At 60.4% G+C, this 12,581-nt stretch carries 8 protein-coding genes; 4 read left to right on the top strand and 4 right to left on the bottom strand.

Annotated elements, in window-relative coordinates:
- Positions 1-223: 223 nt before the first annotated feature.
- From AB3G35_RS01385 to AB3G35_RS01375, 3 genes are all read right to left on the bottom strand, one after another.
- Positions 224-916, bottom strand: a complete 693-nt coding sequence (locus AB3G35_RS01385; protein WP_016783177.1) for an SPOR domain-containing protein — start codon at positions 914-916, stop codon at positions 224-226.
- Between the two features lies 1 nt (position 917).
- Positions 918-2,654: an arginine--tRNA ligase gene (argS, locus tag AB3G35_RS01380; protein WP_016783178.1), complete on the bottom strand. Its 1,737-nt coding sequence runs from the start codon at positions 2,652-2,654 to the stop codon at positions 918-920.
- A 242-nt stretch (positions 2,655-2,896) separates the two neighbouring features.
- On the bottom strand, positions 2,897-5,116 hold the full coding sequence (locus AB3G35_RS01375) for a primosomal protein N' (RefSeq protein WP_016783179.1): 2,220 nt from the start codon (positions 5,114-5,116) through the stop codon (positions 2,897-2,899).
- 215 nt (positions 5,117-5,331) lie between these two features.
- On the opposite strand from AB3G35_RS01375, the gene rpmE reads away from it, so the two are divergent.
- The 4 genes from rpmE (at position 5,332) to AB3G35_RS01355 (ending at position 10,082) form a co-directional block, all read left to right on the top strand.
- A complete protein-coding gene (gene rpmE, locus AB3G35_RS01370; RefSeq protein WP_016783180.1) occupies positions 5,332-5,559 on the top strand; it encodes a 50S ribosomal protein L31 in 228 nt (75 codons plus the stop codon).
- A 5-nt stretch (positions 5,560-5,564) separates the two neighbouring features.
- Positions 5,565-6,392 (top strand): thermonuclease family protein, encoded by an 828-nt coding sequence (locus AB3G35_RS01365; RefSeq protein ID WP_086799254.1) that lies wholly within the window; start codon positions 5,565-5,567, stop codon positions 6,390-6,392.
- A 182-nt stretch (positions 6,393-6,574) separates the two neighbouring features.
- Positions 6,575-7,843 carry a malic enzyme-like NAD(P)-binding protein gene (locus AB3G35_RS01360; RefSeq protein WP_016783182.1) on the top strand — a complete coding sequence of 423 codons (1,269 nt, stop codon included), beginning with the start codon at positions 6,575-6,577 and terminating at the stop codon, positions 7,841-7,843.
- A 208-nt stretch (positions 7,844-8,051) separates the two neighbouring features.
- Positions 8,052-10,082 carry a lipase family protein gene (locus AB3G35_RS01355; RefSeq protein WP_369782250.1) on the top strand — a complete coding sequence of 677 codons (2,031 nt, stop codon included), beginning with the start codon at positions 8,052-8,054 and terminating at the stop codon, positions 10,080-10,082.
- Positions 10,083-10,124: 42 nt separating this feature from the next.
- Here AB3G35_RS01355 and AB3G35_RS01350 read toward each other — a convergent pair whose 3' ends face one another.
- A complete protein-coding gene (locus AB3G35_RS01350; RefSeq protein WP_369782715.1) occupies positions 10,125-12,548 on the bottom strand; it encodes a penicillin-binding protein 1A in 2,424 nt (807 codons plus the stop codon).
- Between the last annotated feature and the right edge of the window lie 33 nt (positions 12,549-12,581).

The raw sequence follows: 12,581 nt of genomic DNA, 5'->3' as shown, positions 1-12,581 counted from the left end.
GCGAAAATGCCTGATGGGAATACATATGGGGGTTGTCGCGGATTTTTCAACAGCGGGGAGGGAATGGGGATGAACGGAGAAGCAGGATTTGGCGAGGGTATTGTGGGAGCGGGCTTGCATCGCGATGCAGGCGCCCCGGAGTGTCAGGCTGATCGCGGTGATGCCATCGCGAGCCAGCCCGCTCCCACAGGGGGGTAGTGGAGCCCCGTGGGAGCGGCTGGTATCAGCGGCGCTGTTGCAATAACAAGTTGTTGAAGCCGCCGCCCGCCAATTGCTTTTGGGCCACGGTCAACTGGTCGCGATTGCTGAACGGGCCGACCAGCACCCGGTACCAGGTTTCGTCCTTCACTGTGCCAGCTTCAACCGTAGCGGTCTGGCCCAGCAGGATGATTTGTGCCCGTACTTTTTCCGCATCCGCCTGTTTGCGGAACGAGCCCGCCTGCAGGAAGAACTTGGTCACTGGCGCTGCTTTGACAACCGGCGGCGCAGGTGGAGGGGTCAGGCCGTTCAACGCAGCCTGGGCGCGCACGGTATCGATTTTCGCTGCTTCGGCCGGCGTTACCGGAGTCAGCGGCGCAGTTTGCGGCGTAGGCGGGGTCTTCTCAGGCACGGCTTCCGGCGGCACGATCACTTCAGACTCGGGCAACAAGGTGTAGAAGTCGTACTTGGGCTTGGCCGGCTGGGTCGGGCTGGGCGCGGTCTTGTTGGCTTCGGCCACTTTCGTGGCTTTCTGCTGCTCCTGCTTGACCCGTTTGACGTCATCGCCCTGGCCGGGTTCGAGCTTCATCAGAAACACGATAAAGGCGCCCACGGTCAGGCCGATGGCCATCCATAGCCAGCCCGGGATCGGCTTTTTGGCGGGCGCCTGATACCGGCTGGCGCCGCGCTTGGGGGCTGGTTTTTTCTTGGCGGCCAACTTACATGCGCTCCAGGGTTTCCAGGCCCAGCAGTTCCAGGCCTTGCTTGAGGGTACGGCCTGCCAGTGCCGCCAGACGCAAGCGGCTTTGTTTCTGTGCTTCGTCCTCGGCGCTGAGGATCGGGCAGTTCTCGTAGAAGCTGGAGAACAGACCGGCCACTTCGTACAGGTAGGTGCAGAGGGTGTGCGGCGTGCCTTTTTCGGCCACGTTGTTCAGCACTTCGCTGAACTGCGCCAGTTTGGCGGCCAGTTCCTGCTCTTGCGGGGCTTCAAGCACGATCTGGCCCTGAACTTCTTCAAAACCCTTGCCCAGTTTGCGAAACACGCCTGCAACGCGAGTGTAGGCGTACAGCAGGTAAGGCGCGGTATTGCCTTCGAAGTTGAGCATCAGGTCGAAGTTGAAGCTGTAGTCGCTGGTACGGTGCTTGGACAGGTCGGCGTATTTCACCGCGCCGATCCCGACAACTTTGGCAATCGCGCGCAGTTCGTCTTCAGGCAGTTCCGGGTTTTTCTCTTTAACCAGCGTGTAGGCACGCTCTTTGGCTTCGTTGAGCAGGTCGATCAGTTTGACCGTACCGCCATCACGGGTCTTGAATGGACGGCCATCGGCGCCGTTCATGGTGCCGAAGCCCATGTGTTCCATTTCCATCGGATGGGTGATGAAGCCGGCTTTGCGCGCAACTGCGAATACTTGCTGGAAGTGCAGAGCCTGACGCTGGTCGACAAAGTACAGGGCGCGATCGGCTTTCAATACACCGCTGCGGTAGCGGATGGCCGCCAGGTCAGTGGTGGCGTACAGATAGCCGCCGTCAGCCTTGACGATAATGACCGGCAGCGGCTCGCCTTCGGCATTCTTGAACTCGTCGAGGAACACGCACTGGGCGCCGTTGCTCTCGACCAGCATGCCTTTGGCCTTGAGATCGTTGACCACGTTGATCAGATCGTCGTTGTAGGCGCTTTCGCCCATCACGTCGGCCATAGTCAGTTTTACGTTCAACTGCTCGTAGATTTTCTGGCAGTGCGACAGCGAGATGTCCTTGAACTTGGTCCACAGCGCCAGGCAGTCCGGGTCGCCAGCTTGCAGCTTGACCACCAGGCTACGGGCGCGGTCGGCAAATTCCGGCGACTCGTCGAAGCGCTTTTTGGCCGCGCGGTAGAAGTTTTCGAGGTCACTCAGCTCGTCGCTGGTGATCGGGTTCTCTTCCAGGTAGGCCATCAGCATGCCGAACTGGGTGCCCCAGTCGCCAACGTGGTTTTGGCGAATTACTTCGTCGCCCAAAAATTCCAGGACGCGAGCCACGCCGTCACCAATGATGGTGGAGCGCAAATGGCCCACATGCATCTCTTTGGCCAGGTTGGGCGCGGACATGTCGATCACGGTACGCATGGCCGGGGTGGCTTTGCGCACGCCGATTTTCGGGTCGGCCAGTGCGGCATCAAGGCGCGAGGCCAGGGCCTGGGTGTTCTGGAAAAAGTTCAGAAAGCCCGGGCCGGCGATTTCGGTCTTGCTGATCTGCTCATCGGCCGGCAGGGCGGCGATGATTTTTTCAGCCAGGTCACGGGGCTTCATGCCTGCAGGCTTGGCCAGCATCATGGCGATGTTGCTGGCGAAGTCGCCGTGGGTTTTGTCACGGGCGTTTTCCACCTGAATCGCTGGCGTCAGGCCTTCAGGCAACACACCTTCTGTGACGAGTTGAGCTAGGGCTTGTTGAATAAGCTGGCGAATGGTGTCTTTCATGGTCTTCTCTTTCGACCGCAAGCGCGGTAGCGCTTCAGTGCGCAGGTGGAAAAACTGGGCATTATCCGTTGCCGGGTCGGCCTTGCCAACCTTAGCAGGCGGGTTATGGATCTGCGGTGTTCGGTTATTACTTCAAAACGCTGGGAGCGGGCTTGCTCGCGAGGGTATCGCTGCGGTTTTTCAGTTGCTTCGCGTCGTCTGTATCGCGAGCAAGCCCGCTCCCACGGGTGTCACGAGGTGACTCAATAAAGGTCTACCGGGTCCACGTCCAGCGACCAGCGCACCTGGCGCCCGCTGGGCATTTGCTCAAGGGCCAGCAGCCATTGGCTGAGCAAGCGGTGCAGCGGTGCGCGGGCGTTGGCTTGTAATAGTAGTTGAGCACGATAGCGTCCGGCCCTGCGCTCCATTGGCGCAGGCACGGGGCCGAGCAGTTCGATGCCGCCCAGGTTCAGCTCGCCCAGCAGGCGTTCGGCCTCGCTGCAGGCTTCATCCAGAAAACCCTCGGCTTGCCCGGGTTTGTGGGCTTCGGCGCGCAGCAGCGCCAGGTGGGCGAAAGGCGGCAGCCCCGCCGCCCGGCGCTCGCTCAGGGCTTGTTCGGCGAAGGCAAAGTAACCCTGCTCGGTCAGTTGGATCAGCAACGGGTGGTCGGCCAGATGGGTCTGGATAATCACCTTGCCCGGCTCTTCGGCGCGTCCGGCACGGCCCGCGACCTGCACGATCAATTGGGCCATGCGCTCGCTGGCGCGAAAGTCACCGGAGAACAGGCCGCCATCGGCATCCAGAATCGACACCAGGGTCACCCGGGGGAAGTGATGGCCCTTGGCGAGCATTTGCGTGCCGATAAGAATGCACGGCTGGCCCTTCTGGATAGTGGCAAACAGCTGGTTCATCGCGTCCTTGCGCGAGGTGCTGTCGCGGTCGACACGCAGCACCGGGTAGTCGGGGAATAGAATCCCCAGCCGCTCTTCGGCGCGCTCAGTCCCGGCCCCTACTGGCCGCAGGTCGACTTTACCGCACTGCGGGCAGTTGCGCGGCACGCGCTCGACATAGCCGCAGTGATGGCAGCGCAGCTCGCCGGAGCGCTGATGAACGGTCATGCGCGCATCGCAGCGCTGGCATTCCGACATCCAGCCGCAGTCATGGCACAGCAGAGTGGGCGCGAAGCCGCGACGATTGAGGAACACCAGCACTTGCTGGCCTGCTGCGAGGGTCTGGCCGATGGCTTGCTGCATCGGCCCGGAAATCCCGCTGTCCAGTGGCCGGCTTTTTACATCCAGGCGCAGGAAACGTGGCTGTTTGGCCCCGCCCGCGCGCTCATTCAGGCGCAGCAAGCCATAACGGCCGGTGTAGGCGTTATGCAGGCTTTCCAGTGATGGAGTTGCGGAGCCAAGCACGATCGGGATGTTTTCCTGCCGTGCGCGCACCAGCGCAAGGTCGCGAGCGTGGTAGCGCAAACCTTCCTGCTGTTTATAGGAACCGTCGTGCTCTTCGTCGATAATGATCAGCCCCGGGTTTTTCATCGGGGTGAACAGCGCCGAGCGGGTACCAATAATAATGTCGGCTTCGCCATCCCGAGCCGCCAGCCAGCTTTCGAGGCGCTCGCGGTCGTTGACCGCCGAATGCACCAGGGCGATACGGGCATTGAAGCGCTGTTCGAAGCGGGCCAGGGTTTGCGGGCCAAGGTTGATCTCGGGGATCAGCACCAGCGCTTGCTTGCCGGCCTGCAGGGTTTCGCGGATCAACTGCAAATACACTTCGGTCTTGCCGCTGCCAGTGACCCCGGCCAGCAGGAAGGCATGGAAGTGGTCGAAGCCTGCGCGAATGGCTTCATAGGCTGCCTGCTGCTCAGTGTTGAGCGGCAATTCGGGCTGGGCCAGCCAATGTTCATGGCGCTCGCTGGGCGCATGGCGGCGAATCTCGACCGTGACCAGCTCTTTGGCCAGCAGCAGGTCGAGGCTGTCCTTGCTCAGCATCAACTTGCTTAACAGTTGATGCGCCACGCCGTGGGGGTGCTGGGCCAGGGTGGCCAGGGCTTCACGTTGGCGCGGGGCTCGGGCCACGCGGGGGTCGTCCAGGCGGGCGCCGGGAGCAATCTGCCAGAACCGTTCCTGGCGGGTTTCGGCCAGTTCGCCCTGGCGCAGCAACACCGGCAGTGCCCAGCTCAAGGTATCGCCCAGGCTGTGCTGGTAATACTGCGAGGTCCACAGGCACAGCTTGAACAAGGACGCGGGCAGCGGAGGCACGGCGTCGAGCAGGGCAATGGCAGGTTTGAGCTTGTCAGCCGGCACTTCGCTGTGATCGACCACTTCGACCAGAATGCCGATCATCTCCCTTCGCCCGAACGGCACCCGCAGGCGCATGCCGGGCTGTAATTGACTGCGCAGCACGCCGGCAGGCGCCCGGTAATCAAACAGGCGGCGCAGGGGGGAAGGCAGGGCAAGGCGCAAAATGGCGTCGGGCACGCGGGGCTCTCAAGTGATGAACGGCAAAGATGGCCCGGAGCCTAGCAGACAAAGCCCTTAGGGACTAAAAGGTCGGATGCTGAAAGATGAATGATTTGAGGTGGAGCATGCTTGGCCGCTTGCGTCAATGCAAAGGTCTGGTATTATCGGCGCCCTAATTTTACGTGCGGTATTCAACAATGGTGTTGAGTGGCGGCACGCTAGAGGAATACCCCATGAAAGCCGATATCCATCCAGCGTACGAAACAATCCTGGTAACTTGCAGCTGCGGCAACAAGTTCGAAACTCGTTCGAACCTGTGCAAGCCACTGGGCACCGACGTATGCAACGAGTGCCACCCGTTCTACACCGGTAAGCAGAAAACTCTGGACGTTGGCGGTCGTGTTGATCGCTTCAAAACTCGTTTCGGTGCTTTCGGCGCTACGAAAAAAGCCGCCGAGTAAGGCGCATGACCATGGGCAGGCTTTTGGGTCTGGCCAGGTTATTGAAAAAGGCGTCCCTTGCGGGCGCCTTTTTTGTGCCTGCGATTTGGCTGGGCAGTGCTTGGGCCGCGCCGCTGTGCCCGGCACCGGGCGCAGTGACCTACGCCACGGTGGAGCGGGTGACCGATGGCGACACCCTGCGCCTTAAAGATGGCCGCAGCGTGCGCATGATCGGCCTCAATGCCCCGGAAACCGGTAAGCAGGGCCAGTCTGCCGAACCCTTTGCCGACGCGGCGCGCAAGCGCCTGCAAACGCTGGTGGCGCAGAGCAATGGTCGTGTCGGGTTGCTGGCGGGCAAACAGTCCAGGGACCGTTATGGCCGCACGCTGGCCCATGTGTTTGGTGCCGATGGCAGCAACCTTGAGGCCCGCTTGCTGGCTGAAGGCCTGGGGTATCAGGTGGCAATCGCGCCGAATGTGGCGCTGCTTGGCTGTCAGCAGGCTGCTGAGCGCAGTGCGCGCAAGGCTCGCCTGGGGCTTTGGCGACAATCGCCGGTGCTGGCGCCACAACAGATACGCCGCTCGGGTTTCGCCCTGGTGGGGGGCAAGGTCAGTCAGGTCGGGCGCAACCAGGGTGGGCTTTGGATCGATCTGCAGGGCGGCCTGGTTCTGCATATTGGTCCCAGGCAATTGGCCAGCTTCAACCAAAAGCAACTTGCCAGTCTGCAAGGTGCCAAAGTCGAGGCCAGAGGCTGGGTGCTGGACCGTTCCCGGCGCGCAGGCGCGAAGGCAGGGCAAGCGCGCTGGATGTTGCCTTTGACTCATCCGGGGATGCTGAAAGTCATTGCGCGCTAAAAATTGTAGACAATTTTAAATGTGGATTGTGAACACTCTAGCCCTTGTGGGGCGCGGCTCTTGGGCCAAAGTCGTAAGGTAAAGGCCTTGACACTGCTGACTGGTCAGTCTTGTCGGGACTTTGCGACACGCGTATGCTCGGCGATTCGTCTGTCCAACAGCAAAAAAAGCGGAATGCCCACATGTCTGATTTGAAAACTGCCGCTCTCGAATACCATGCCCAGCCACGTCCAGGCAAACTGAGTGTCGAGCTTACCAAACCTACCGCTACTGCCCGCGATCTAGCGCTGGCATACAGCCCGGGTGTAGCCGAACCAGTGCGCGAAATCGCCCGCGACCCTGAACTGGCCTACAAGTACACCGGCAAGGGCAACCTGGTAGCCGTGATCTCTGATGGCACCGCTATTCTGGGTCTGGGTAACCTCGGCCCATTGGCCTCCAAACCTGTTATGGAAGGCAAGGGCGTGTTGTTCAAGCGCTTTGCCGGTATCGATGTATTCGACATCGAAGTTGATTCCGAGAGCCCACAGGCTTTCATCGACACCGTAAAACGCATCTCCATCACCTTCGGCGGCATCAACCTCGAAGACATCAAGGCACCCGAGTGCTTTGAGATCGAACGTGCTCTGATCGAGCAGTGCGATATCCCTGTATTCCACGATGACCAGCACGGCACCGCTATCGTGACCGCGGCTGGCATGATCAACGCCCTGGAAATCGCTGGCAAAACCCTGTCTGATGCCAAGATCGTTTGCCTGGGCGCCGGTGCTGCCGCCATCTCCTGCATGAAACTGCTGGTGAGCATGGGCGCAACCATCGAAAACATCTACATGATCGACCGTACCGGTGTGATCCACTCCGGCCGTGACGACCTGAACCAGTACAAGTCGGCATTCGCCCACGCCACCGAGAAGCGCACCCTGGCTGACGCCATGGACGGCGCAGACGTGTTTGTCGGCCTGTCGGGTCCAAACCTGCTGAGCGCTGAAGACCTGCTGCGCATGGCGCCTAACCCGATCGTGTTCGCGTGCTCGAACCCGGATCCGGAAATCTCCCCGGAACTGGCTCACGCCACCCGTAACGACGTGATCATGGCCACTGGCCGTTCGGACTACCCGAACCAGGTCAACAACGTACTGGGCTTCCCGTTCATCTTCCGTGGTGCCCTGGACGTTCGCGCCAAGCGCATCAACGAAGAAATGAAGATCGCTGCAGCCAACGCACTGCGTGAACTGGCCAAACTGCCAGTGCCACAGGAAGTGTGTGACGCTTACGGCGGCATCAAGCTGGAATTCGGTCGTGAATACATCATCCCGAAACCAATGGATGCGCGCCTGATCACCCTGATCTCCGATGCAGTGGCCAAGGCTGCCATCGAGACCGGTGTTGCAACCCTGCCGTACCCGAAAAACTACCCGCTCAAGAGCGTGGATGACGTCTTCAACGGCTAAGTCCGTATAGCGTCACACTAAAAACCCCGATGCTGTTGAGGCATCGGGGTTTTTTGCTTTTCTGGCAGTGAACCTGAAATCAAGATAAGTCCATTAGCGTAATAGGAATCGTCCTACATTTATTCTGTCAGGCATCCGTTAGCTTCAGTCCTTTGTCCTGGGGGGAGACTTTGTTCAGAAGTGAGCCCTCTTTATTTAGGAAGCATGGATGTTCAAACCCTGGCGCCCACACCCTTGTCGCGACACCCGCTTTCAACTGATTGATGAGCATGGCGCAGGAGTGCCCTATGCAGGGTTGGCCTATGAGCTTGTCGACCGGCACGGGCAAGTACACCACGGCTATCTGGATGCCAGCGGGGCAGGCAAGGCAGGCAAGCAGATTGCCGGGCCTGTTGCCATTAGGTTTACGCAGGCCCACGACCGCAGTCGTGCAGTGTATTCGCGGTTGATGGATCGCCCGCATTACCCGCTTTATATCACCGAACTTCAGGTCAGGGCCGAACAGACCCGCTGGCTCAACACGGCCGGCGAACGTTCGCAGACCAGGCCGGCACCTGTCGACACTGATGCCGACTACTTTCAGGTTGAAGTCCGACATCTGGTCGAGCATGTTTCGCACTTACCCCCCGTGGTCGATTGCGCATACCCGCCGCGCTGCAGGGCGCCGGGCGTCACCCTGGCCTGTGGCCGTTTTACCGTGCTGGAGGTTCGCCCTTTGCGAGCCTTGTGCCCGTTGCTGTCAACCGACCCGCAGTTCTGTGCGCTTAACCTCTACCAATTGGCGTTGATGGCCACGTTGAGTGATTGCCCTTTTGGTGATTCAAAAGGCAGGCCGCGTGACCGGGGCTTCGATGAGGAGCGGAGCATGGGGGACTGGCAGGTCAGCCCCGAGCAGGCAAAATCGTATTACCCCTTGTATGACAATGTGGCGTATTCAAGGCGTCTGGAAATTGTGCCCTTCGATCCTGTGCTTTACCCGGCCAATGACCCGCATTCGCAAGCGGCTCAGGAGACTGCAGCCACGGTCCATTTCCGGGATGACATACGCCTGGGGCCAGCAGGCCCTGATGTCCAGACCTTCGTCACCCATAACCATGACCTTATGCTGGTTGTTGTGCGCGGCACCTGTGCATGGTCGGACTTCGTACGCGATGTTGATGCGCTGCAAGTGCCGTTTGCAGAAGGCGAGGGCAAGGTGCATCGCGGCTTTTACGACGCGGCCAGGCAGGCGTGTACGCTGGTTGAGGCCTATATGGATAAATTCCATGCCGGGCAGCCCGTGCTGATCTGTGGCCATAGCCTGGGCGGTGCCGTTGCCTTGATCCTGGCGCAAATGCTGCGCCTGCGGCGCTCTTGTGAAGTGCAGCTGTATTCCTACGGCGCACCGCGGGCAGCTGACGCGACGTTTGTCAGCGCCGCCCGGGGGTTGGTGCATCAGCGCATGGTCAACCATAACGACCCGGTCCCCAGTGTGCCGGGGAGCTGGCTGAGCACGCGACTGTCTGCTTGCGATGCCGGGGCGCTGATGACGTTTACTGGCGTGCCTGCAGGGTTTGGCGTGTTTGTGCCCGGCCTGAGTCGTTTGCTCGGCGAGCCGTATCAGCATCACGGCACCTTGCGTCACTTCATGCCTGTGGAGTTTGCTCAAGGCCAGGTGTCCCATGTGCTGTGGGAGCCGTTAAGCGATACCGTCACCCAGCATGCCTTGAGCCGAGCGGTGCTTGAACAAAAAAGCGCGCTGTCAGAGGTTGACGGGCTTCTTGGGCAGCGGGTCGAGATTGGCCAGCAGTTTATGCTCGACAGTTATATCCCCAGCAGTTGGGCGGTCTTGCGCCGCAGCCAGCAAGCACAGCAGGCCCGGCGCTCGCTGGTGACAGAGCGCGAAGTGCTGTTTGTAGATCAGGCCCTTGAACATCTGGCGCAACAGCTACGGGTTGAATACCGTGAGGAAATGGCGCGCAAGCGCAGCAGCTTTGAAGCGCAGGTGCACACCATGAACCTGCTGATGCGCGAGATGGGCAATGTCCACCAGACCCGCAAGCAGTTGTACACGCTCAGATTTAAAGTGCCCAGCCAGGCAGATGTGTTTGGCCGCTTTGCGCTGCATCCCGAGGCGTTGGCGCAAAGCCTGGCGCGCTGGGAGGCGCACAGCGAAAGCACGCGTATTGACCAGTTGGCCTTGGCGCCTGTTGATGAGTTGCTCGAAGACAGGATGCCCCAGGGGCATATGCTTGCTTGAGGTGGCAAGCGGCAAGCTTTTAAGGGCTTGCCGCTCTGTTTATCAGAACAGATCTATTGGAGCCCCGTCATCCGCTGGCAGCGGGCTGCCCGGTGCTACGTTGTTGCCCAGTTCACTGTTGGTAGGCGGTGTGTCTTCGCTTTTGAACAGCTCAAAGTAGGCGCCCGGAGTGCCTGGCGAGGCAATACGCCCGCTCGACGGATCGATCCGCAAGCTGAGGATGCCTTCGGGCTCAGGCTGCGTATGGGCAGGCTTGCCCTTGAGCGCGCCACCCATGTAAGTCATCCAGATCGGCAAGGCGACGGTGCCCCCGTATTCGCGACGGCCCAGGCTTTCGGGTTGATCGAAACCGGTCCACACGGTGGTGACGTAATCGGCGTTGTAACCGGAGAACCAGGCATCCTTGGATTCGTTGGTAGTACCGGTTTTACCCGCCAGGTCGGTGCGGCCCAGCGCCAGGGCGCGGCGGCCGGTGCCGAGCTTGATCACGTCCTGCAGCATGCTGGTGAGGATGTAAGTGGTGCGCCCGTCGACAATCCGTTCGGCTACCGCTTGTGTTTCCACTGTTGGCAGGCCGGGTGCGGCATTGATGGTGTCGATGGTCAGCGCGGCGGCTTCTGGCGGCACGTCTTTGGTGTCGTTTTTAGGCACGCTTGGCGGGTTGGCCACGAACAGGGTCTCGCCGTTGCGGCTTTCGATCTTGTCGATCAGATACGGCGTGATCTTGTAGCCACCGTTGGCGAACGTGCTCCAGCCAGTGGCGATCTCCATTGGCGTCAGGGTTGCAGTCCCCAGGGCCAGCGACAGGTTGCGCGGCAAATCCTGCTTGTTGAAGCCGAACTTGCTGATGTAGTCGACAGTGCGGTCCACGCCCAGGCTTTGCAGCAAACGAATAGAGACCAGGTTGCGCGACTTGTACAGCGCTTCACGCACGCGGATCGGGCCGAGGAAGGTGTTGGTGTCGTTCTTCGGGCGCCAGACCTTGTCCAGGTATTCATCGACAAACACGATCGGTGCGTCGTTGACCAGGGTGGCGGCGGTGTAGCCGTTATCCAGTGCGGCGCTGTAGATGAACGGCTTGAAGCTTGAGCCGGGTTGGCGCTTGGCCTGCATCGCCCGGTTGTAGTTGCTTTGCTCGAAGGCGAAGCCGCCCACCAGTGCGCGAATGGCGCCGTTATCCGGGTCCAGCGATACCAGCGCGCCTTGTACGGTAGGCACCTGGCTGAATTTGTAGCTGCCGTCGGCCTGGGGTTGAACGCGAATCAGGTCACCGACCTGAGCTACATCCGAAGGCTGCTTGGGCATCGGCCCCATGCTGTTGGTATTGAGGAACTTGCGCGCCCATTTCATGGTGTTCCATGAGACGTGGGCTTCACCGGTGCGGGTCAGCACTTGAATGCCGTCCTTGTCGACCTGGGTCACGATGGCCGGCTCAAGGCCGCTGATCGGGCGCTGCTTGGCCAGTTCCTGGGTCCATGCGGCCAGGGTCTTGCCCGGCAGGCGCGATTCGGGGCCGCGATAACCGTGACGCTGGTCATAGGCAATCAGGCCTTCATGCACGGCTGTGTTGGCCAGCTCCTGAAGGTCGCTGGGCACCGTGGTGGTTACGCGGAAACCTTCGGTGTAGGCGTCGCTGCCGTAACGGCCGACCATTTCGGCGCGGGCCATTTCAGCGATATAGGGCGCGCTCACTTCCGGGGTTGGCACATGGTAGCTCGCGTTTACCGGCTCGGCGATGGCCGCTTCATAGCTGGCCTGGTCGATTTTACCCAGCTTGTACATGCGCCCCAGGATCCAGTCGCGGCGCTCTTTGCTGCGCACCGGGTTGGCCAGCGGGTTAAACCGTGAAGGGGCCTTGGGCAGGCCGGCGATCATCGCCATCTGCGCCAGGCTCAGGTCGCGGATCGACTTGCCGTAGTAAACCTGGGCCGCGGATTCAATACCGTAGGCGCGGTTGCCCAGGTAAATCTTGTTCACGTACAGCTCAAGGATCTCGTCCTTGGTCAGCTCGCGTTCGATTTCCAGGGCCAGCAGGATTTCGTTGGTCTTGCGCGAAAAACTACGCTCGCTGGAGAGGAAATAGTTCTTCGCCACCTGCATGGTGATGGTGCTGCCGCCCGATTGTATGTGTCCGCTTTTTACCAACTGGGTGGCGGCACGCATCAGGCTGCTGGGGTCTACCCCGTAGTGATTGGCGAAATTGTCATCTTCTGCAGAAAGCAGGGCATTGATGAAATCGGGCGGAATGTCGGCGAACTTGATCGGTGAGCGGCGCATTTCGCCAAACTCTGCGATCAACTTTCCGTCGCTGGTGTAGACCCGCAAAGGAATCTGCAACTGGATGCTTCTCAACGACTCTACGGACGGCAAGCCAGGACTAAGATAGAGAAACGCGCCGCTCAACACGAGCAACAGCCCGCAGAACACGGCAACGAAAGACCACCCGAAAAACTTCAGCAGACGAATCAAGGCTTTTGGATTTCCAGATCAAGAAATGGG

The organism is Pseudomonas sp. WC2401 (assembly GCF_041200115.1).
Classification (GTDB): domain Bacteria; phylum Pseudomonadota; class Gammaproteobacteria; order Pseudomonadales; family Pseudomonadaceae; genus Aquipseudomonas; species Aquipseudomonas fragi.
Note: the sequence above shows the minus strand (reverse complement) of the source record. Positions and strands in the feature narration are given on the sequence as shown.